14 protein-coding genes are annotated in these 22,024 nt (G+C 63.5%); 3 read left to right on the plus strand and 11 right to left on the minus strand.

What is annotated here, in order from left to right; translation table 11 throughout:
• Positions 1-3 precede the first annotated feature (3 nt).
• The 11 genes from KCG88_RS21180 to glnE form a co-directional block, all read right to left on the minus strand.
• On the minus strand, positions 4-900 hold the full coding sequence (locus tag KCG88_RS21180; protein WP_047283657.1) for an antimicrobial resistance protein Mig-14: 897 nt from the start codon (positions 898-900) through the stop codon (positions 4-6).
• Positions 900-2,030, minus strand: a complete 1,131-nt coding sequence (locus tag KCG88_RS21185; RefSeq protein WP_210713035.1) for a glycosyltransferase — start codon at positions 2,028-2,030, stop codon at positions 900-902. The genes KCG88_RS21180 and KCG88_RS21185 overlap by 1 nt, the downstream gene beginning before the upstream one ends.
• Positions 2,014-3,771 carry a carbamoyltransferase gene (locus KCG88_RS21190; protein WP_016968301.1) on the minus strand — a complete coding sequence of 586 codons (1,758 nt, stop codon included), beginning with the start codon at positions 3,769-3,771 and terminating at the stop codon, positions 2,014-2,016. Before KCG88_RS21190 ends, KCG88_RS21185 begins: the two co-directional genes overlap by 17 nt.
• A 199-nt stretch (positions 3,772-3,970) precedes the next feature.
• Positions 3,971-5,425, minus strand: a complete 1,455-nt coding sequence (locus tag KCG88_RS21195; RefSeq protein WP_047335511.1) for a lipopolysaccharide kinase InaA family protein — start codon at positions 5,423-5,425, stop codon at positions 3,971-3,973.
• Complete coding sequence (locus KCG88_RS21200) at positions 5,425-6,177, minus strand: lipopolysaccharide kinase InaA family protein (protein ID WP_047283655.1); 753 nt, start codon at positions 6,175-6,177, stop codon at positions 5,425-5,427. Before KCG88_RS21200 ends, KCG88_RS21195 begins: the two co-directional genes overlap by 1 nt.
• A complete protein-coding gene (locus KCG88_RS21205; RefSeq protein WP_210713036.1) occupies positions 6,174-6,908 on the minus strand; it encodes a lipopolysaccharide kinase InaA family protein in 735 nt (244 codons plus the stop codon). Before KCG88_RS21205 ends, KCG88_RS21200 begins: the two co-directional genes overlap by 4 nt.
• Positions 6,908-7,714, minus strand: coding sequence for a lipopolysaccharide core heptose(I) kinase RfaP (gene rfaP / locus KCG88_RS21210; RefSeq protein WP_210713037.1), 807 nt, complete (start codon positions 7,712-7,714; stop codon positions 6,908-6,910). Before rfaP ends, KCG88_RS21205 begins: the two co-directional genes overlap by 1 nt.
• Positions 7,711-8,835 carry a glycosyltransferase family 4 protein gene (locus KCG88_RS21215; protein ID WP_011058886.1) on the minus strand — a complete coding sequence of 375 codons (1,125 nt, stop codon included), beginning with the start codon at positions 8,833-8,835 and terminating at the stop codon, positions 7,711-7,713. The genes rfaP and KCG88_RS21215 overlap by 4 nt, the downstream gene beginning before the upstream one ends.
• On the minus strand, positions 8,835-9,896 hold the full coding sequence (waaC, locus tag KCG88_RS21220; RefSeq protein ID WP_047283652.1) for a lipopolysaccharide heptosyltransferase I: 1,062 nt from the start codon (positions 9,894-9,896) through the stop codon (positions 8,835-8,837). The genes KCG88_RS21215 and waaC overlap by 1 nt, the downstream gene beginning before the upstream one ends.
• A gap of 1 nt (position 9,897) precedes the next feature.
• Positions 9,898-10,932: a lipopolysaccharide heptosyltransferase II gene (waaF, locus tag KCG88_RS21225; protein ID WP_210713038.1), complete on the minus strand. Its 1,035-nt coding sequence runs from the start codon at positions 10,930-10,932 to the stop codon at positions 9,898-9,900.
• A 134-nt stretch (positions 10,933-11,066) separates the two neighbouring features.
• Positions 11,067-14,006: a bifunctional [glutamate--ammonia ligase]-adenylyl-L-tyrosine phosphorylase/[glutamate--ammonia-ligase] adenylyltransferase gene (glnE, locus tag KCG88_RS21230; protein ID WP_210713039.1), complete on the minus strand. Its 2,940-nt coding sequence runs from the start codon at positions 14,004-14,006 to the stop codon at positions 11,067-11,069.
• Between the two features lie 383 nt (positions 14,007-14,389).
• On the opposite strand from glnE, the gene aceE reads away from it, so the two are divergent.
• The 3 genes from aceE (at position 14,390) to KCG88_RS21245 (ending at position 22,001) form a co-directional block, all read left to right on the plus strand.
• A complete protein-coding gene (gene aceE, locus KCG88_RS21235; RefSeq protein ID WP_047283649.1) occupies positions 14,390-17,035 on the plus strand; it encodes a pyruvate dehydrogenase (acetyl-transferring), homodimeric type in 2,646 nt (881 codons plus the stop codon).
• Between the two features lie 11 nt (positions 17,036-17,046).
• Entirely contained in the window at positions 17,047-18,996 is a 1,950-nt protein-coding gene (gene aceF, locus KCG88_RS21240) for a dihydrolipoyllysine-residue acetyltransferase (protein WP_047283648.1), read from the plus strand.
• Positions 18,997-19,307: 311 nt separating this feature from the next.
• Entirely contained in the window at positions 19,308-22,001 is a 2,694-nt protein-coding gene (locus tag KCG88_RS21245; RefSeq protein ID WP_047283647.1) for a GGDEF and EAL domain-containing protein, read from the plus strand.
• Positions 22,002-22,024: the final 23 nt, after the last annotated feature.

Here is a 22,024-nt window from a genome sequence, read left to right on the forward strand (position 1 = left end):
GACTCACACCTGGAAAACCGGCACAGGATTGCACCAACGGTCCTTGTATTCACGGTCGGCACGACCGAAGGAGAAACGCAGCGGCTTGTTCAGGGCACGGGCCTGTTCCCAGGCACTCTGGGTGTTGAGAAAACTCAGCACGCTGCCGGGGCTGAACTCACGAGTCTGGGGGTCTACCCCACCGTTCACGTACTCGACGCTGATCCACTGCGGCGCTTCGACCCGGTAGATCAGTTGCACGGCAATCGGCGCGTCGTTGAGGAAGATCACCGAACCGATCAGCAGCTCGCGCAGGCGCTCCAGCACCTCGGCCATACGCTCGGCACCCGTGGCGGCAAAGCCCCAGCGGCGCTGGAACAGGTCGCAGTAGATCGCCGCCAGCTCGGGGCTGCTGAAATCACTGACCGGGCGTACAACTCCGCCCGCCTCTTCCAGCAGGCGCAGCTCACGACGCTGGTTGTAACGAAACTTCTTCGACAGCTCTTCCGGCGTCCTGGCCATGGCCAGCTGTTCAGCCTGGGGCTTGAGACCGGTCAGGCGCCCCTCGTTCAATACGGACAGGTAACGCCCACGATGGCGCAACACCGCCTGAGCATCGGCAGCGGCGGGCAGGATCAGCTCGGCATTGCCGATATCGAACAGGCCCTTCTTGCCGGACCGCTTGAGCACGTCCTTGGACAGCGCCAGGTCGCGCCCCCAGGTGGCAATGGCCGCCTGCAATTGGCCATTGCGCTCCCAGGCCAGGTAACGCACCGGGATCTGCGCCAGGTCCGCCAACTGCTCCACCACCAGGGGATGGGTTGCCACACTGCCACCGAACCGCTGCCAGGCATTGGCGTAGGTCGATGCGTCAATGACTGACCAGCCACGTTCGCGCCAGCCTTGAAATCGATTGAGCATCAGCCCCTCGCGGTCAGATCGGTGACTTGCGGCAAACGCCAGAATACGTCGCGTACAGCGCGGTCGGAGAAGCGCTCGCGCAGGCGATCGAGCATCAGCTCGGCACAGACCCGGCGCTGGTGATCGTCCATCGCGGCCAGATGCTGAAGCCCCTGGGCCATATGTTCAACGTCGCCCAAGGGGAACAGGATGCCCACCCCTTCGACCACTTCCCGGGCACCGCCACAGGCGGTGGCCAGCAGCGGCACGCCGGCGGCCATGGCCTCCAGCAGGACCATGCCAAAAGGCTCGTGGTCGGAGCTCAAGGCAAACACATCGAAGGCGCGGAAATAGCGTCGAGCCTGAGGCACCTGCCCCAGGAACAGCACGCGATCGGCAATCCCCAGCTCGCGGGCCAGGGACTTCAGGTCTTTTTCCAGACGCCCGGTTCCGAGAATCGCCAGTTGGCTGTGCGGCGGCAATTGCGGCAAGGCCGCGGCAAAGCCGCGCAGCAAGGTGGCCTGGTCCTTGTCCGGATGCAGACGCCCGACGTTGCCGACAATCCAGGCATCGGCGGACAGGCCCAGCTCGCTGCGCGCCTGGGCAGCGCTCAGTTGCTCGGCCTGCAGGGCCTCAAGGTCGATGCGGTTGTACAGGGTCTGAATGCGCTGCGCCGGCCATTTCGACAGGCAGGCACGCATGTCGTCACGCACCGCATCGGACACCCCGAGCAGGCTCAGGCGCTTACGGAACAGTTGGGCGAAGAGCTTGCGGCTGCCGCGCTTGTAATCGGAAAACGCATGATGGACACCGATCACCGGCAAGCCGGTACCCAGCAAGGCGATATAGATCGGCTTGAAGCGGTGAGCGATGCAGAAGCTGAAATTGCGTGACGCGGCGATCTTGCGCAGGTCACGGATGGCGCCCAGCTTCAGGCCGCGGATGGCCTTGGAGCTGTATTCCATGAACAGCACTTCATCAGACGCGCAGCCCGCGGCGACATCGGCATCGGCGGCCCCGGTGAGAAACACCGTGGTCACTCGATAGCCGCTGCCCGCGAACAGGTTGGCGTATTGCCGGGCACAGTCCAGGAACGGCCCGTCATAGCCGTGGCAGAACTGCAGCACATGGCGTTCAGCCGAGCGTGTCATAAGGGTCCACGCCGTCTTTGACCACCAGAATGTCTTCCATGATCAGGTACTGCAGGTCGGACCCGTAGAACATGTTCAGGGCATCGGTGGGCGAACAGATCATCGGTTCGCCACGGCGGTTCAACGAGGTGTTCAGCGACACGCCGTTGCCGGTCAGTACTTCCAGGGCCTTCATCATGTCGTAGTAGCGCGGGTTGTATTCGCGCTTGAGCACCTGGGCCCGGGACGTGCCGTCCTCGTGGACCACTTCCGGCACCCGGGTCTTCCACTCTTCAGCCACTTCGAAGGTGAAGGTCATGAACGGCGCCGGGTGATCGACCTTGATCATCTGCGGGCCGACGGTGTCGAGCATCGACGGGCAGAACGGCCTCCAGCGCTCGCGGAACTTGATCTGTTCGTTGATCCGGTCGGCCACGCCAGTGGCGCTCGGGCAACCGATGATCGAGCGACCGCCCAGGGCACGCGGACCGAACTCCATGCGGCCCTGGAACCAGGCCACCGGGTTGCCATCCACCATGATCTTGGCGATACGCTCCGGGGTGTTGTCGATCTGCCGCCAGGCTGGCTTGTTCGGGTGGCGGGCACAGGCCGCGATCACGTCTTCGTTGCTGTAGGACGGGCCGAGATAGACGTGTTCCATCTTCTCTACCGGCACCCCACGGGCATGGGAAACATAGGCCGCAGCACCGACGGCGGTACCGGCGTCGCCGGAAGCCGGCTGCACGAACAGCTCCTTGACCTCGGGACGGGCAATGATCTTCTGGTTCAGCTTGACGTTCAGCGCGCAGCCGCCGGCGAAGGCCAGCTTGCCGGTTTCCTTGAGGATGTCGCCCAGGTAGTGGTCGATCATCTGCAGGGCCAGCTTCTCGAACAACGCCTGCATGCTCGCCGCGTAGTGGATGTACGGCTCGTCGGCGATGTCACCTTCGCGCTTGGGCCCCAGCCACTCAATGAGTTTTGGCGAGAAGTAGAAACCCTTGCCCTTCTCTTTGTAGCGACGCAGGCCGATGACGTTGGCGTAGTCGGTGTTGATCACCAACTCGCCGTTTTCGAAACTGGCCAGGCGCGAGAAATCGTATTTGCTGGCATCGCCGTATGGCGCCATGCCCATGACCTTGAACTCGCCGTCGAGCATCTCGAAGCCGAGGAACTCGGTGATCGCGCCATAGAGGCCGCCCAGGGAGTCCGGATCGAAGAATTCCTTGATCTTGTGGATCTTGCCGTTTTCGCCGTAGCCGAAGAAGGTGGTGGCGTACTCACCCTTGCCGTCGATCCCGAGGATCGCGGTCTTCTCCTTGAAGCCCGAGCAGTGGTAGGCACTGGAGGCGTGGGCCAGGTGGTGTTCCACCGGCTCGATCTTGACCTTTTTCGGGTCGAAGCCCAGTTGCTCCAGGCACCAGACGATCTTCTTGCGGTAGCGCTTGTAGCGACGGTTGCCCATCAGGATCGCGTCCAGGGCGCGGTCCGGGGCGTACCAGTAGCGCTTGGCGTAGTGCCAGCGAGCCTTGCCGAACAGGCTGATCGGGGCAAACGGAATCGCGACTACGTCAACGTCGGAAGGCTTGATCCCGGCCTGCTCCAGGCAGAATTTCGCCGACTCGTAGGGCATGCGGTTCTTTGCATGTTTGTCGCGCACGAAACGCTCTTCTTCAGCGGCGGCAATCAGCTTGCCGTCGATATACAGGGCCGCTGAAGGATCATGGCTAAGGGCGCCGGACAGGCCAAGAATCGTCAATGCCACAGGGGTCTAGCCTCGTTTAGTCTGCATGCGGGCGCGATGCGCCTTGAAAATGAAGTGTGCTCGCAAGGGGCGAGAAACAACGAAAGGGCGGGATTATAACGTAAAAGCAGGTGCAAGCCTCTAGCGGCGAGCGCCAAGCCTGGGTTGGCACCCGCCGTACGCCATGGCCGCGGCGCAGGCAGCGGCCATGGGTCGCAGGTCAGGCCTCGGTGCCCTGGGCCGTCCTGGGCAGGCGCTGATCAATCACTTGATACAAATTGCTGTCTTGCGGCCAATTGCGCATGAATCGCGCGCGATCACGGGCATAAGCCGGGGCAAAGCTGCTCAGGCTGGAGTGCTGGCACATGGAGTCGAGGTCTATCAGCGCCCAGCGCCCCTCTTGCCAGAACAGGTTGTGGCCCTTGAAGTCGCCATGGCTGATGCGCTCCTTGATCAGCTCGGCAAACAGCTGGTCCAGCGCCAGCAATTCCGGCTCCGGGGCTTGCCCGCTGTCCACGAAGGGTGCAAAGCGCTCGATGATATCCGGCCCTGGCAGATGTTCGGTCACCAGGTAGGCGCTGCGCCGCAGCCACAGGAAACGCCGCTCCAGCAAGGCCAGAGGCTTGGGCGTGGCAATGCCCAGGAACGCCAGGCGATTGCCTTCGCGCCAGGAATGCCAGGCCCGGCTCGGGCGCCAGAAGCGCTTGAGCCAGTGAGCAAAGCCCTTGATGTTGTAGCGCTTGATCACCAGAGGCCGGCCCGCAACCTCGACCCGCCCGACACTGGCCGCGCCACCGGTCTTGTACAGATGGCCCTGATCCAGCAGCGCGTCGGCCTGCTCCAGCACCGGCAGCATCGCCGCCTCTTCCTCACGGCGGATCGCGCGCAAGGCGAACGGGCCGCGCTGCACGCTGAACAGCGTGCACTCGCGGCCGACCTTGTTGAGAAAGTCCCGCAGGCGCCAGCCCCGGATCTTGTTCACCTGCTTCTGCAGGGCTTCCAGGGGCAAGGCATGCTCGGCGTTGCTCAACAGGTAGTGCACCAGCAGCTCTTCGGTGAACGGCTCCAGGCTCTTGGGCAACTGGGCGAAGAAGACCCCGAGGTTCTCCAGGACCTTCTGCCGGGACAGGGGCTTGCCCGCCTCTTCGACACAGATCCCTGCCCCATCGATCAAATACAGCCGGCCATCATGGCGCAGCAGATTGTCCAGGTGCAGGTCCGATTGCCACAGGCCCTTGGCGTGCAACTGGCCGATAGCCCCGAGGGCCTCGGCCAGTACCTCGGTCTGCTCGTCGGCCAGCACCGGCAGAGCTTCCACCTGCTTCCAGGCGTCGCCCAGGCTTTGTGCGCCCTGCAGTAACTCGAACAGCAGCCAGCCGCCCTCGCCTTCCTGCAAACCGTCCGCCAGCAGCAAGGGCGTCGTCAGCCCTTGCTCTGCCAGCAGGCGCACACCCTGCAATTCTCGCTGGAAATGCCGAGCGGCCTTGGAGCCCACCAGCAGCTTGGCCAGCACCGGACGCCCGCGCCAGACCCCGGCCCCCACGTAACGCTGCCCCGGCAGCACCCGCAGCAGGCTCAGCAACTGCAACTGTGCCGGGCCGGCGGCGTCCGCCAACTCCAGGCTCAAGGGCAGCGTCGGGCTGCGCCCGCTGTTCTTCAGTTCGGACAGGCGCATCAGCGTGCCCCCTTGTGGCTGCGCCGAGCACTGAGCCGCGCCACCCAGGCATCCACCAGGGAGCTGTCCCGAGGCTGGCCCACATAGGCCGCCAGCAGGCTGCGCACCTCATCACTGCTCCACACCGAAGCCCGGCGCAGCAAGGGCTCCAGATCCTTGACCCGATCACGCTGGCCAAACAGCAGGGGCCGGGTCTTTTCCAGGTCGATCAACTGCGCCTGATACCCATCGCCCTCGGCCCGCAGGAAAATATGCTTGGGATAGAAGCAGCCATGCACCTGGCGCAAACCGTGCAGTTGCCGGGCCAGTTGCCCGCAAGCCTGGAGCACCGCCTGCCGCTGATGCTCGCTGAGCCGGTCCCACTGCAACAGCAGCGCATCCAGATCATCCCAGCCATCCAGGGCCCGGGTCACCAGGATCGCCCGGGACTCGCCATCGACCTTGCGCATACCGAAGAACACCGCTTGCAAGGCCGGAATGCCCAACTGCTGGTAGCGGCGGATATTGCGAAACTCACGGGCGAAACTCGGCTCGCCAAAAGGCCGGTGCAGGGTCCGGGTCAAGTAGTTGGTCTGGCGCTTGAGGTAGAACCCCCGCCCTTCCACATCCAGGCGAAACACACTGCTGCTGCCGCCACGACCGGTATTGGGTTCATCCACCGCTTCCAATTGGGTGGCCCACAGCTGGTCGAAAGTGCCAAGGCCATTGCGCTCCAGCAGCGCACGCTCCTCGGACGCCAGAAAATCAGTCATTCACGCCCCTCGAAAAATCTTACCACGTGGCGAATACGCTCCTTGTCGGCGGCACTCAAGTGATCACGCTGACGGTATTGCAGGTAGAAACGCAGGCGCTGGGTGGCCGACAGATGGTATTTGGCCACCTTATCCAGACAGGCCAGGTCCTTGGTGATCCGGTACTTGAGCCAGAAGCCACGCCAGAAATCACCGTTCGGACAATCGATCAGGTACAACCGGTCCTGGTCGTCGACCAGCAGGTTGCGCCACTTCAGATCGTTGTGGGTAAAGCGGTGGCCATGCATGACCCGGGTACAGGCCGCCAACTGGCGGCTGATGCCATCCACCCAACGACGGTCCTTCAGGCGCGGGTCGTTGCTCTCGGCCAGCACCGAGAGATCCTCGGTACGTGGTAGCTCCCGGGTAATCATCGCACCCCGGGAATAGGCCAGGCAGCGACGCTCCAGGCCCCAGGCCACCACATCGGCGGTGGGAATGCCCCATTTGGCGAAGCGCTTGAGGTTCTGCCACTCGAACTTGACCCGGGGCTTGCCCAGGTAGCGCCGCAGATTCTTGCCGGCGCCGGTATAGCGCTTGACGTAATAGTTGACGCCACCACGCTCGACGCGGATGACTTCGGACAACGGATCCCGGGTCAGGTGCTCGCCCTTCAGGGCAAACACCGCTTCCAGACTGCCGAAATCCTCCGCCAACGCCTGATAGGCCGGGTCCAGGTTCCAGCTCGCCATCAGAGTGCATCTCCGTACCGTTGCTTGCGGGCGTAGAGCTTTTCCGCCTTGCCTTCGAGCCAGGCCAGCAGTGCGGCCTCCTCGGCCAGAATCTGCCGCAACGGCTGCTGGAAGTAGCCCTTGAGAAAGCGCAGCTTGTCGCGGCGCGTCAGGCCGATATCCAGGGCCGAGAAATACAGCGCTGCCAGATCCTTGTTGCGCCAGCGCTGAGTGATCTTCGGCCGGGTCTGGGCACGGTGCAGGTCGATCACCGAGAGCTTGAGCCCTTCGGGAGTGACAGGCCGATCGGTGTGCAGCAGGAAGTGGCAGATATAGCAGTCGCGGTGGTTGACCCCGGCGCGGTGCATCATGCCAGTCATGCGCGCTACCTCGGCGATCAGCGCGCGCTTGAGCGCAGGCGACGGCGGCTGCTTGACCCAGTCGATGCTGAAATCTTCGAGGCTGACGGTCGGCGCCAGTTCCTCGGTGACGATGAACGAATGCTGGTCTGCCGGATTGGCCCCACGCTCGCCGTAAGCCACGGCGGTCATGGTGGGTACGCCCACCTGATGCAGGCGCTCCAGGGCCCGCCATTCCTGGCCGGCGCCGAGCACCGGCAGCTTGGCGGTGACCAGGTTCTTGACGATCTCGCCCCAGCCGATCCCACGATGGATCTTCACGAAATAACCGCGGCCGTCGACTTCCGTACGCAAGGTACGGCGCGCTTCCAGCTCACGGTAGACCTGGCCCTTCAAGCCCTCGACAGCGTCGAACGCATCGCGTCCGGCCCAGAGGCTCTTGAAGGGTTCGGCAAGCATCAACTTCATCGGTGTTGCTCCGCCAGAATCACATCCGCAGCGTGCTGCGGCATGCTGTAAAGGTCGGCCGTCTCGGCGAACGCCAGGCCATTTCGGCTCCAGGTCGCGCGTGCAGCGTCGTCGGTCAACATGGTGGTGAGGTATTGATTGAGCTGCGCCTGTTCCAGCGGCTCATCCAGCACCAGGCCGCTCTGGGCCTCGGCAATGTAATGGGCATAACCGCAGACCGCGCTGACCAGCACCGGCAGGCCGGCCACCAGGGCCTCCAGCAATACGGTGCCGGTGTTTTCGTTGTAGGCCGGGTGAATCAGCAGGTCGGCGCCCAGCAGGAACCGCGGGATATCGCTGCGGCCCTTCATGAACTGCACCTGGTCGCTCAACCCCAGCGCAGCGCTTTGCACCTGGAATACCTTGGGGTCGTCCTGGCCGATTACAAACAGCCGGGTGCGTTTTTTCAGCGCCGAGGGCAATGCCGCCAGGGCCTTGAGGCTGCGGTCCACGCCCTTGGTCTTGAACCCGGAACCGATCTGCACCAGCAGCAGGTCGTCATCCTTGAGCTTGAATTCACGACGAAAATCCGCCCGGATCTCGGCCGCGTTGGCCGGTGCCCGACGGTCCTGGGCAATGCCCGGCGGCAGCAGGTGGAAGCGCTCCAGCGGGGTGTCGTAGTGCTTGATGAACAGCGGCTGCTGGACCTCGGAGATCATCAGGATCTCGGTCTTGGCGTCCTTGGCGAACACCGCGCGCTCGTACTCGGCAAAGTGCCGGTAACGGCCCCAGCGCCGGTACAGGGAATGGCGCAGGTTCTGCGCCTTGTCCTCGAAACAGCCGTCGGCGGCGTAGTACACGTCCAGCCCCGGCATCTTGTTGAAACCCACCAGCCGGTCCACTGGTCGCTTGGCCAGGTCGGCCTCCATCCAGGCACTGAGCTTTTCATTGCGGCGATGGTTGAACAGCGCCTTGACCGGCGCCACCAGCACTTCGAAACCGGGAGGCACGTCGCCCTCCCAGATCAGGGTGTAGACACGGATCTGATGCCCGCGCCGCTGGCACTCCAGGGCGATGCGCATGAAATCGCGCTGCAGGCCGCCGAAGGGGAAATACTTATAAAGGACAAAAGCCAATTGCATCAGCGCGGCTCCTCAGCCAGTAACAGGGTGCTCAGTCGGCTGGCGACACGCTCGGGATTCAGGCGAGTGAAGCACAGCGGCCACTCGCGCTTGAGGTCATAACGCTGCTGGTCCACAGCGGTGGGCTGATAGGTGCATTTCTTCTGCAGGCAAGGCGCGCACGGGAAGTTGCTGCCCAGGTGGATCTGCACCCGGCCATAGGCGCCGGTCAGCCCCGGGTTGGTCGGCCCGAACAGTGAGATGGTCGGTACATCCAGTGCCGCGGCAAGGTGGCCCAGCCCGGTGTCCACGGCCACGCAGGCCTGGGCATCGGCCAGTACCCGGGCGACCCCGGCCAGGTTCAGCTTGGGCAGCACCGTGGCGTTTTTCAGGCCGCTGGCGATGCGCTCGGCTCGAGCCTTTTCCGCGGGGTTGCCCCAGGGCAGCTTGACCTCGACGCCAAGCATGCCCATGCGTTCGGTCAGCTCGCGCCAGTAGGCTTCGGGCCAGTGCTTGGTGTCCCAGGTGGTGCCATGCAGGAACAGCACGAAGGGCTTCTTGCGCGGCAACTCCACGAGTTTTTCGACGTTCAGGCCATAGTCGCCCAGGCCCTGGGGCAGGTCGTAGCCCAGGGCCACGGCGAACAGTTGGCGCACGCGCTCCACCGCGTGCTGCCCACGGGCCACCGCCAGGCGCCGGGAATAGAAGCGTGAAGCCAGAGGCTCGCGGGCCGAGTTCTTGTCCAGCCCCGCCACCGGGGCGCGCACGTAGCGGGTCAGCCAGGCACTCTTGAGCAGGCCCTGGGCATCGATCACCAGGTCGTACTTGGTCGAGCGCACGCTCTGCTTGAAGCGGCGCCACTCGCCACTCTTGATGGTCTGCCAGATGTTCTTGCGCCAGCGGCGGATCGCCACCGGAATCACCTTGCCAACCGCCGGGTGCCAGGTGGGAATTTCGGCAAAGCCCTCTTCCACCACCCAGTCGAACTTGATCCCGGGGATCGCCCGCGCAGCATCGGTAAGGGCCGGCAATGCATGGATCACATCACCCAGGGAGGACGTCTTGATCAACAGTACCCGCAACTTACTGGACCTCGACCACGGTGCCCTGCAAGCGCTGCAGGGCTTCGTTCACCGGCTGCGGCAACAACTGGCGCAGACAGTTGTAATGGCCGAAGCGGCAGGTGCGGTCAAAGCACGGGCTGCATTCGATGCCCAGGCGCACCACCTCGACCTGATCCGCCAGGGGCGGGGTGAAGCCCGGCGAAGTAGAGCCGTACACCGCCACCAGCGGGCGATTGAGCGCCGCAGCCACGTGCATCAAGCCGGAATCGTTGGACACCACCGAATCGGCGCAGGACAGCAGGTCGATGGCCTCGGCCAGGGAGGTTTCGCCGCTGAGGTTGGTCGATTCCTCGCGCAAGCCGGGAATCAGTCGCCCGCGAATCTCTTCACCCACGGCATGATCGTTCTTCGAACCGAACAGCCACACCTGCCAGCCCTCGCGGATCTTGGCCTCGGCCACCTGGGCGTAATGCTCGGACGGCCAGCGCTTGGCTTCGCCGAACTCCGCCCCCGGGCACAGTGCCAGCACCGGGCGGTCCAGGCTCAGGCCGAACTTGGCCAGGGCCGCGTCCCGGCTTTGCGGATCGATCTGCAGGCTCGGGCGCGGATAAGGCTTGGGCAGCTCGGCCCCCGGCTCATAGGCCAGGGCCATGAAACGCTCGATCATCAGCGGGTAGCGCTCCTTGTCGAGCTTGCGCACGTCATTGAGCAGGCCGTAGCGGAACTCGCCGCGCCAGCCGGTGCGCTTGGGAATGCCGGCAAAAAACGGCACCAGCGCCGACTTCAGCGAGTTGGGCAGCAGGATCGCCTGATCGTACTGGCCAGCCAGGGACTTGCCGATCCGCCGGCGGGTCGCCAGTTCCAGGGCGCCATGGCCCAGGGGAAAGCTCAGGGCCCGACGCACCTGGGGCATGCGTTCGAGGATCGGCCGGCTCCACTCGGGGGCCAGCACGTCGATCTCGCATTGTGGATGACGCTGTTTCAGGCACTCCAAGAGTGTCTGCGCCATCACCATGTCACCGACCCAACTGGGCCCAACGATCAGAATATTCATGTGGTTTCCATAAACGAACCGGGGAGGCATACGCCTCCCCGCCTCGAGAATCCAGCACCGCGGCCTTCACCGCCGGTTCAGTTTGGGCGAGCCGGCAAGGCCCGCCGAATACATGGTTGGCCTTCTCAGGCCGCTTAGCTTAGCCCCAGCTCGCGCCAAATTCGTAACACTTCCCGTCGCTCGGTCACAAATTGATCACCGGTAATGATTCCGGCCTCATTCTGCAATGCCTGCCGGTGAGCCGCGGAACGGTAGGCCTTGTAGACCTCGCGCAGCAGGCTGGCATCGCTTGCGGGCATCAGCCCGACTTGCTCCAGACCTTCCAGGATGCGGATGTTATCGGTGTAGCGCAGCAGCGACGGGTGCTCTTCGGACCACGCCAGGGCCGCGTATTGCACCATAAATTCGATATCGACGATACCTCCGGCGTCCTGCTTGAGGTCGAACGGCGCCGAGGCTTCGAAGGCGTTGGCTGCGGTTCCGGCGGCGGTCAGGCGGCTGCCCAGGTTGTCGCGCATCTTGGCCCGCATCTCGCTGACTTCCTGGCGCAGCGTGGGCAGGTCGCGTTTTTTTCCCAGCACCGCGGCCCTGACCTTTTCAAAGGCCTGGCCCACATCCTGGCTACCCACCAGCACCCGCGCCCGCACCAGCGCCTGGTGCTCCCAGGTCCAGGCCTCGTTTTCCTGATAGCGGGCAAAGGCCCCCAGGGAACTCACCAGCAACCCCGAAGCGCCGGAAGGCCGCAAGCGCATATCCACTTCATAGAGCTGGCCGGAGTTGGTCTGGGTGGTCAGCAGGTGAATGATGCGCTGCCCCAGCCGGGTGAAGAACTGCGCACCGTCTATGGGTTTGGGCCCGTCGGTTTCCGCCTGGGGGTCGCCATCATGGATGAACACCAGGTCCAGGTCGGAACCGTGGCCCAGCTCGATGCCGCCGACCTTGCCGTAACCGACAATGATGAAGCCCGGGTCGCACAAGGTGCCGTCAGTACGCAGCGGTGCACCGTGCTTGGACACCGTCTGGCGCCAGGCCAGGGCCAGCACCTGCTCCAGGATCGCCTCGGCGAGCCAGGTCAGGTAATCGCTGACTTTCATCAAAGGCAGGCTGCCGGCGATCTCCGAGGCGGCCACTCGCAGGCGGTGGGCCAGCTTGAAGTGGCGCAGGGCCTCCATCTGCTGCTCCAGGTCGTCCTCGGGAATGCGCGTCAGGCGCTCGCGCAACTCGGCCGCCAGTTCCGGGGCCAGAGGCGGCTTGAACAGGCGCCCTTCGTTGAGCAGTTCATCCAGCAGCAGGGGGAAGCGGGTGATCTGCTCGGCGATCCACGGGCTGGCGGCGCACAAGGTCAGCAGACGACGTAGAGCCCCCGGGTTCTCGGTGAGCAGCACCAGATAGGCCGAACGCCGCGCCACGGCTTCCACCAGCGGCAGCACTCGCTCCAGCACCAGGTCCGGATTGGCGTGCTCCACCGCCTGGGCCAGCAACCGCGGAATAAAGGCATCCAGGCGTTCGCGTCCCAGGCGCTGCATGGCACGTAGCTGCGGGCTGCCCCGCAGACCGGCCAGGGCACGCAGGGCCTTGGGCGCATCGACGAAGCCGCCCTCCTGCAACTGGCGGCAGGCGGCCTCCTCGTCCTGGGCTTCCTCCCACAGCGGCAGCCATTCGCCACCCACCACCACTTCGCTTTCGGCGCCTTCATCCTCATCCGGGTCGGCGATGACCTGACGGAAGTGCCAATCTACGCGGCCACGCCAGTGCATCAACTGTTCGTGGAAGGCGTTCCAGTCGGCAAAGCCCAGCATGAAGGCAATCCGCGCCTGATCCTGGGGATTGTCCGGCAGCATCTGCGTCTGGCGATCGGCGATGGCCTGGATCGCGTGCTCGGTATAGCGCAGGAACTCATAGCCTTCGCGCAGCTCGCTGATCACGGCGGGCGGCAGGTAACCCTGCGCTTCCAGAGTGCCCAGCACCTTTAATAGAGGACGCTGCTGCAGGCTCAGGTCGCGTCCACCGTGGATCAGCTGGAAAGCCTGGGCGATGAACTCGACCTCGCGGATCCCCCCCGAGCCCAGCTTGATGTTGTCGGCCATGCCCTTGCGCCGGACTTCCTGCTGGATCAGCTGCTTCATGGTGCGCAGCGCCTCGATGGCGGAAAAGTCCAGGTAACGGCGATAGACGAAAGGCCGCAGCATATCCAGCAACTGCGCACCGGCGGTCTGGTCCCCTGCCACCACCCGGGCCTTGATCATGGCGTAGCGTTCCCAGTCGCGCCCCTGATCCTGGTAGTACTGCTCCAGCGCATTGAAGCTCAGCACCAGGGCACCGGCAGAACCATAGGGCCGCAGGCGCATGTCGACGCGGAACACGAACCCGTCGACGGTCATCGGGTCCAGGGCCTTGATCAGGCGCTGCCCGAGGCGGATGAAGAACTCCTGATTATCCAGGGGCCGCTTGACCCCGACGGTCTCGCCGCCTTCGGGGTAGGCGAAGATCAGGTCGATGTCCGACGACAGGTTGAGCTCCACCGCCCCCAGCTTGCCCATGCCGAGGATCACCATCTGCTGCGGCTCGCCACTGCGCGCGCCGGTGGGTACGCCGAACTGCTGGCTGTGGCGCAGGTACAGCCATTGATAGGCCTGGTCGATGCAGGCGTCGGCCAGATCGGAAAGGTCGCGACAGGTCTGCACCAGATCCGCCTGGCGGGTCAGGTCGCGCCAGATGATCCGCACCTGTTGACGGGTGCGCTGGCGCCGCAGCACGCGCCCCAATTGATCCTCGCTCTCGGCCGCCTGCACCGCGGCGGCGATTTGCGCGCACAACTCCCCAGGCGCGAATGGGCGGTCCAGCTCGCCGCTGCGCACCAGCTCCAGCAACATCAAAGGGTCACGCAGGCTCTGTTCAATGACAAAGTCGCTGGCGGCGCCAACCCGGGCGAACTCCGCCCAGCGTTCGGCGCTCCAGTCGGCCAGCCCGGGATCGCCCTCCAGGGCCGCGACGGCGCCACGCAACGACTGCTCCGCGCGGCTGACCAATGGCAAGAGAATCGCGGGGACGGGGGCAAGCGCGGGCAGGCTCATGGGCTATCCTTGATCGGCGTGGAAAATGCGGGCGGGGACGGATGTCGCGGGCAGGTCGCCTGATGGACTGTCGAACAAAAGTTAGAAATAGCTGAAAATAGGTTTTTTTTAGCAGCCGGCATTAATTTATTACCTATTTCCGTTAGTCATCGACCAACAGTAACGATTATTCTCACAACGCAGCAGGAGGCCACAAGCCGCTCTTCTGTAGTTTTACTACTCGTATATACATTCGAAAGGCTGAAATGGCCGACGATTTGTAGTAAAACTACACGCCGCCGGATCAACCTCCGGCAATCCAAGAATTTATAATCGTCTGCCCAAAAGGCCAGTCGCAAACTCAGGCAACCGATTCTGGAAGCCTTTCCGCCCTGGAGCAAGCCATGCAAGACCTCGATCCCGTCGAAACCCAGGAATGGCTGGACGCCCTGGAATCGGTTCTCGACAAAGAAGGCGAAGACCGTGCTCACTATCTGATGACCCGTATGGGCGAACTCGCGACCCGCAGCGGCTCGCAACTGCCCTACGCCATCACCACGCCATACCGCAACACGATTCCCGTCACCCACGAAGCACGCATGCCTGGCGACCTGTTCATGGAACGCCGCATTCGCTCGCTGGTACGTTGGAACGCGTTGGCCATGGTCATGCGTACGAACCTGAAAGATTCTGACCTGGGCGGCCACATCTCCAGCTTCGCCTCCAGCGCCACCTTGTATGACATCGGCTTCAACTACTTCTTCCAGGCCCCGACCGACGAACACGGCGGCGACCTGATCTACTTCCAGGGTCACGCATCGCCTGGCGTCTACGCCCGTGCGTTCATGGAAGGCCGCATCACCGAAGAGCAAATGAACAACTTCCGCCAGGAAGTCGATGGCAACGGCCTATCGTCCTACCCGCACCCTTGGCTGATGCCTGACTTCTGGCAGTTCCCGACCGTTTCCATGGGTCTAGGCCCGATCCAGGCGATCTACCAGGCGCGCTTCATGAAGTACCTGGAAGCCCGTGGCTTCATCCCTGCCGGCAAACAGAAAGTCTGGTGCTTCATGGGCGACGGCGAGTGCGACGAGCCGGAATCCCTGGGCGCGATCTCCCTGGCCGGCCGCGAGAAGCTGGACAACCTGATCTTCGTCATCAACTGCAACCTGCAGCGCCTCGACGGCCCGGTACGCGGCAACGGCAAGATCATCCAGGAACTCGAAGGCGTGTTCCGTGGCGCCCAGTGGAACGTGAACAAGGTGGTCTGGGGTCGCTTCTGGGACCCACTGCTGGCCAAGGACGTCGACGGCATCCTGCAGCGCCGCATGGACGAAGTCATCGACGGCGAGTACCAGAACTACAAGGCCAAGGACGGCGCGTTCGTCCGCGAGCACTTCTTCAACACCCCTGAACTCAAGGCGATGGTTGCCGATCTGTCCGACGACGAGATCTGGAAACTCAACCGTGGCGGCCATGACCCGTACAAGGTCTATGCGGCCTACCACGAGGCGGTCAACCACAAAGAGCAGCCGACCGTCATCCTGGCCAAGACCATCAAGGGTTATGGCACCGGCGCCGGCGAAGCGAAGAACACCGCGCACAACACCAAGAAAGTCGACGTCGACAGCCTGAAGCTGTTCCGCGACCGTTTCGACATTCCGGTGAAAGACGACGACATCGAGAACCTGCCGTTCTTCAAACCAGAAGAAGGCAGCGCCGAAGCCCGCTACCTGAGCGAGCGTCGTGCCGCACTGGGCGGTTTCGTGCCGCAGCGTCGCGCCAAGAGCTTCAGCGTCCCGACTCCGCCACTGGATACCCTCAAGGCCATCCTCGACGGCTCGGGCGACCGTGAAATCTCCACCACCATGGCCTTCGTGCGGATCCTCGCGCAACTGGTCAAGGACAAGGAAATCGGCCAGCGCATCGTGCCGATCATCCCGGACGAAGCCCGTACCTTCGGTATGGAAGGCATGTTCCGCCAGTTGGGCATCTACTCCTCCGTCGGCCAGCTCTACGAGCCAGTCGATAAAGACCAGGTGATGTTCTACCGCGAAGACAAGAAGGGCCAGATCCTCGAAGAAGGCATCAACGAAGCGGGCGCCATGAGCTCCTTCATCGCTGCCGGTACTTCGTACTCCAGCCACAACCAGCCAATGCTGCCGTTCTACATCTTCTATTCGATGTTCGGCTTCCAGCGGATCGGCGACCTGGCCTGGGCTGCCGGCGACAGCCGTACCCGCGGCTTCCTGATCGGCGGTACTGCCGGGCGCACCACCCTCAACGGGGAAGGCCTGCAGCACGAAGACGGTCACAGCCACATGCTGGCCGGGACCATCCCGAACTGCCGCACCTTTGATCCGACCTACGGCTACGAGCTGGCGGTGATCATCCAGGACGGCATGAAGAAGATGACCGAAGAGCAACAGGACGTCTTCTACTACATCACCGTGATGAACGAGTCCTACCAGCAGCCAGCCATGCCGGCCGGTGTCGAGGAAGGCATCATCAAGGGCATGTACCTGCTGGAAGAAGACACCCGCGAAGCCGCGCACCACGTGCAGCTGATGGGCTCCGGCACCATCCTGCGCGAAGTTCGCGAAGCCGCGAAAATCCTGCGTGACGAGTTCAACGTCGCTGCCGACGTCTGGAGCGTGACCAGCTTCAACGAACTGCGCCGCGACGGCCTGGCCGTGGAACGCAGCAACCGCCTGCACCCTGGCCAGAAGCCGAAGCTGAGCTACGTCGAAGAGTGCCTGAACGGTCGCAAGGGGCCGGTCATCGCCTCCACCGACTACATGAAGCTGTTCGCCGAACAGATCCGCCAGTGGGTCCCATCCAAGGAGTTCAAAGTCCTGGGCACCGACGGTTTCGGCCGCAGCGACAGCCGCAAGAAACTGCGTCACTTCTTCGAAGTAGACCGTCATTTCGTGGTGTTGGCAGCCCTGGAAGCCTTGGCTGACCGTGGTGACATCGAACCTAAGGTCGTGGCTGAAGCCATCACCAAGTTCGGTATCAACCCGGAAAAACGCAACCCACTGGACTGCTGAGGAGACTTTCTGTGAGCGAACTCATTCGCGTACCTGACATCGGCAGCGGTGAAGGTGAAGTAATCGAACTGTTTGTGAAGGTCGGCGACCGTATCGAAGCCGACCAGAGCATCCTGACCCTGGAATCGGACAAGGCCAGCATGGAAGTGCCGGCCCCGAAAACCGGCGTCATCAAGAGCCTCAAGGTGAAGCTGGGCGACCGTCTGAAAGAAGGCGACGAACTGCTTGAGCTGGAAGTCGAGGGCGCCACTGCCCCGGCCCCGGCCGCTGCTCCGGCGGCAAAAGCTGAAGCCAAACCGGCTGCTGCTCCTGCCGCAGCGCCAGCCCCGGCCGCAGCCCCTGCTGCCGCTTCGGTTCAGCAAGTGCACGTGCCGGACATCGGTTCGTCGGGCAAGGCCCAGATCATCGAGATCCAGGTCAAGGTCGGCGACAAGGTCGAGGCTGATCAGTCGCTGATCACCCTGGAATCCGACAAGGCAAGCATGGAAATCCCGTCGCCTGCCGCAGGCGTGGTCAAGGCCATCAGCGTCAAGCTCAACGACGAAGTCGGCACCGGCGACCTGATCCTGGACCTGGAAGTGGCGGGTGCTGCGGCTCCTGCTGCCGCTCCGGCCCAGGCTGCTGCTCCGGCCGCTGCCGCTGCGCCTGCTCCTGCAGCAGCCCCGGCTGCTCCAGTGGCTGACAGTGTTCAGGACATCCACGTTCCGGACATCGGTTCGGCCGGCAAGGCCAAGATCATTGAAGTGCTGGTCAAGGCTGGCGACAGCGTTGAAGCCGACCAGTCGCTGATTACCCTGGAATCCGACAAGGCGAGCATGGAAATTCCATCGCCTGCCGCTGGCGTGGTGGAAAGCGTTTCCATCAAGCTGGACGACGAAGTCGGCACCGGCGATCTGATCCTCAAGCTGAAAGTCAAAGGCGCAGCGCCTGCTGCTGCCCCGGCTCCGGCTGCGGCGCCAAGCGCTCCGGCTCCAGCCGCCGCTGCTGCCCCGGCTGCCGCTGCACCTGCTGCCGCCCCGGCCGCCGCACCTGCCAAGCCAGGCGCGAAAGTTCACGCCGGCCCGGCCGTGCGTCAACTGGCCCGTGAATTCGGCGTCGAGCTGAGCGCCGTCGGCGCCAGCGGGCCGCACGGTCGCATCCTGAAAGAAGACGTGCAGGCTTACGTCAAGGCCATGATGCAGAAGGCCAAGGAAGCGCCAGCTGCTGGCGGCGCAACCGGTGGCGCGGGCATCCCGCCGATTCCGGTCGTGGACTTCAGCCGCTTCGGCGAAATCGAAGAAGTGCCGATGACCCGCCTGATGCAGGCCGGTGCCGCCAACCTGCACCGCAGCTGGCTGAACGTGCCACACGTGACTCAGTTCGACTCGGCCGACATCACCGAACTGGAAGCTTTCCGCGTTGCACAGAAGGCCGTGGCCGAGAAGGCCGGCGTCAAGCTGACCATCCTGCCGCTGCTGCTCAAGTCCTGTGCCCACCTGCTCAAGGAACTGCCGGACTTCAACAGCTCCCTGGCGCCAAGCGGCAAGGCGATCATCCGCAAGAAGTACGTGAACATCGGCTTCGCCGTGGACACTCCGGATGGCCTGCTGGTACCGGTGATCAAGAACGTCGACCAGAAGAGCCTGCTGCAACTGGCGGCCGAGGCGGCTTCCCTGGCGGAAAAAGCCCGCACCAAGAAGCTGTCCGCGGACGAGATGCAAGGCGCCTGCTTCACCATCTCCAGCCTCGGGCACATTGGCGGCACCGGTTTCACACCGATCGTCAACGCGCCGGAAGTGGCGATCCTCGGTGTTTCCAAGGCCACCATCCAGCCAGTCTGGGACGGCAAGGCCTTCCAGCCGAAACTGATGCTGCCCCTGTCCCTGTCCTACGATCACCGTGTGATCAACGGCGCGGCCGCCGCACGCTTCACCAAGCGCCTGAGCGACCTGCTGGCGGACATCCGCACCATTCTGCTGTAACCCGCGTACCGGCCCGCCTGTCATGGGCGGGCCGGTAGCGCACGCTTTCCGAGCGCCACGCTCGTACCTCAACCCCGTCAATTTGGCGGGGCTTTTTTTGCCAGAAAAACGTCGCCAATTGCCCGTCAATGCACGTCGTTAAACAGCAAAAAAGTTACTTTGCAGAAATCCTCCCGCCTGCCGATACAGGTTTATAGCACTTAGCCTTCATCTTACTTGTCAGTCGATGCGCCATGATGCAACCTTGCCGCAGGCAACAGTAAAGAGGGCGTGAGCCCGGCGCGATCAGCAATTTCGAAGCGAGTTTCCCCATGAAAAGCCAACCCGATGCCGCCAGCCGTATGGCGGCCGAGGTAGTGACGCAGTTGCCTGTGCCCTCGCGGCTCGGCATGTTGCGTTTCGAACGGCTGAATGAAGCGAGCTGGGCGCTGCTGTTTCTCGACCCCAATTGCGAACGCCAGTTCGGCCTGCCCGCCGTCGAACTCTGCGCCCTGGTCGGCTCGCCCTATGCCAGCCTGATGGAGCCCGAAGCCCGCTATCAGTTGCACGACACCATCCAGCAACAACTGAGCAACAGCTCCCATTACCTGATCCGCTATACCCTGCACACCGCCCAGGGTGCCTTGAGCATCCTCGAGCTGGGCGAAGCCTACAAACAGCACAACCGGCACCTGCTGCGCGGCTACCTGCTGGTGGTCGAAGGGCTGTTCAGCGATGCTTCGGCGCTGCCGGCACTGGATCTGGAAACCCAGAACACCCGCCTGCAGATCGCCCTGGAACTCAACCAGCGGGCCCAGCAGGAGCAATTGCAGCACCTGGAACGGGTGCGTGCGCAGCAAGACCTGATCCTGCTCCTGACCCGCCAGCGCTACAGTACCGGCAATTCGTTGAAGGAAGCGGCCGAACTGATTACCCGCAGCGCCTGCGACATCTACCAGATCGACTGCGCCAGCATCTGGAACCTGGAAGACCAGCAACTGGTGCCGATTGCCGCCTATCACCGCGGCCCCCAGGAATACCGCATGCCGGAGCCCATCGACGCCAGCAGCTTTCCCGACTACCTGGAAGCCCTGCACAGCTGCCGCGCCATCGACGCGCAGAACGCCATGCGCGACCCGCGAACCCGGGAGATGGCCGAGAGCCTGCGCCCGCGGGACGTCAACGCCATGCTCGACGCCAGCATCCGCATCGACGGCCAGGTCGTCGGCGTGCTGTGCCTGGAACAGACCGGCATGACCCGGGCCTGGCAGTCCGACGAGATCGCCTTCGCCGGTGAACTGGCAGACCAGTTCGCCCAGGTCATCAACAATCACAACCGGCGGGCCGCCACCAGCGCCCTGCACCTGTTCCAGCGCGCCGTGGAACAGAGCGCCAACGCCTTCCTGCTGGTCAATTGCGACGGCGTGGTCGAGTACGTCAACCCCAGCTTCACGGCGATCACCCAATACAGCACCGAAGAGGTCCATGGCCACCGCCTGTCCGAACTACCAGCCCTGGAAAACCTCAGCGAGCTGCTGTTCGACGCTCCGTCCAGCCTGGCCAAGAGCAACAGCTGGCAGGGCGAGTTCAAGAGCCGGCGCAAGAACCTGGAGCCTTACTGGGGCCAGCTGTCGATTTCCAAGGTGTATGGCGACAACCGCGAGCTGACCCACTACATCGGCATCTACGAAGACATCACCCAGACCAAGCTCGCCCAGCAACGCATCGAGCGCCTGGCCTACACCGACAACCTGACCAACCTGGGCAACCGCCCCGCCTTCATCCGCAACCTCGATGAACGCTTTGCCCGAGACAGCGATACCCCGATCAGCCTGCTGTTGGTGGACATCGACAATTTCAAGCGGATCAACGACAGCCTCGGCCACCAGACCGGCGACAAACTGCTGATCAGCCTGGCCCGGCGCCTGCGCAACAGCCTGAGCCCCAGCGGCAGCCTGGCACGCTTCGCCAGCAACGAATTCGCCGTGCTGCTGGACAACACCGACCTGGAAACCGGGCAACAGATCGCCAGCCAGTTGCTGATGACCCTGGACAAGCCGATGTTCGTCGACAACCAGTTGATCAGCGTCACCGGCTCCGTGGGCCTGGCCAGCGCGCCGCTGCACGGCCGTGACCCGCAGACCCTGATGCGCAACGCCGGCCTGGCCCTGCACAAGGCCAAGGCCAACGGCAAGCACCAGGTGCAGGTGTTCACCGAGGCGCTGAACGCCGAGGCCAGCTACAAACTGTTCGTCGAGAACAACCTGCGCCGCGCCCTGACCCAGAACGAGCTGGACGTGTTCTACCAGCCCAAGCTGTGCCTGCGCAGCGGTCGCCTGCTGGGCATGGAGGCGCTGCTGCGCTGGAACCACCCGGAAAAGGGCATGATCCGCCCCGACCAGTTCATCAGCGTGGCGGAAGAAACCGGCCTGATCATCCCCATCGGCAAGTGGATCGCCCGCCAGGCCTGCCGCATGAGCAAGCAACTGACCGCCGCCGGCATGGGCAACCTGCACGTGGCCATCAACCTGTCGCCCAAGCAGTTTTCCGACCCGGACCTGGTGGCCTCCATCGCCAGCATCCTCAAGGAAGAACAGCTGCCCTCCTCGCTGCTGGAGCTTGAGCTAACAGAGGGCCTGTTGCTGGAAGCCACCGACGACACCCACCAGCAGCTCGAACAACTGAAAAAACTCGGCCTGACCCTGGCCATGGACGACTTCGGCACCGGCTATTCGTCCCTGAGTTACCTGAAGAAATTCCCCATCGATATCATCAAGATCGATCGCAGCTTCATCCACGAGATCCCCGACAACCAGGACGACATGGAAATCACCTCCGCGGTGATCGCCATGGCCCACAACCTGAAGATCAAGGTGGTCGCCGAAGGCATAGAGACCGCCGAGCAACTGGCCTTCCTGCGCCGCCACCGCTGCGACGTGGGCCAGGGCTACCTGTTCGACCGGCCGATTCCCGGCTCCGAGCTGATTGCCAAGCTCAAGCGCTATCCTCGTGGCCCAATTGCCTGACAGCGCTGTAACACTCGGGCAAA

Source organism: Pseudomonas sp. MWU349 (assembly GCF_017947325.1).
Taxonomy (GTDB): Bacteria; Pseudomonadota; Gammaproteobacteria; order Pseudomonadales; family Pseudomonadaceae; genus Aquipseudomonas; species Aquipseudomonas protegens.

Excerpts from the sequence above, each read along its gene's own strand:
- KCG88_RS21180 (WP_047283657.1), bottom strand. The coding sequence starts at position 900 with ATGCTCAATCGATTTCAAGGCTGGCGCGAACGTGGCTGGTCAGTCATT.
- KCG88_RS21185 (WP_210713035.1), bottom strand. The coding sequence starts at position 2,030 with ATGACACGCTCGGCTGAACGCCATGTGCTGCAGTTCTGCCACGGCTAT.
- KCG88_RS21195 (WP_047335511.1), bottom strand. The coding sequence starts at position 5,425 with ATGCGCCTGTCCGAACTGAAGAACAGCGGGCGCAGCCCGACGCTGCCC.
- KCG88_RS21200 (WP_047283655.1), bottom strand. The coding sequence starts at position 6,177 with ATGACTGATTTTCTGGCGTCCGAGGAGCGTGCGCTGCTGGAGCGCAAT.
- KCG88_RS21205 (WP_210713036.1), bottom strand. The coding sequence starts at position 6,908 with ATGGCGAGCTGGAACCTGGACCCGGCCTATCAGGCGTTGGCGGAGGAT.
- rfaP (WP_210713037.1), bottom strand. The coding sequence starts at position 7,714 with ATGAAGTTGATGCTTGCCGAACCCTTCAAGAGCCTCTGGGCCGGACGC.
- KCG88_RS21215 (WP_011058886.1), bottom strand. The coding sequence starts at position 8,835 with ATGCAATTGGCTTTTGTCCTTTATAAGTATTTCCCCTTCGGCGGCCTG.
- waaF (WP_210713038.1), bottom strand. The coding sequence starts at position 10,932 with ATGAATATTCTGATCGTTGGGCCCAGTTGGGTCGGTGACATGGTGATG.
- glnE (WP_210713039.1), bottom strand. The coding sequence starts at position 14,006 with ATGAGCCTGCCCGCGCTTGCCCCCGTCCCCGCGATTCTCTTGCCATTG.
- aceE (WP_047283649.1), top strand. The coding sequence starts at position 14,390 with ATGCAAGACCTCGATCCCGTCGAAACCCAGGAATGGCTGGACGCCCTG.
- KCG88_RS21245 (WP_047283647.1), top strand. The coding sequence starts at position 19,308 with ATGAAAAGCCAACCCGATGCCGCCAGCCGTATGGCGGCCGAGGTAGTG.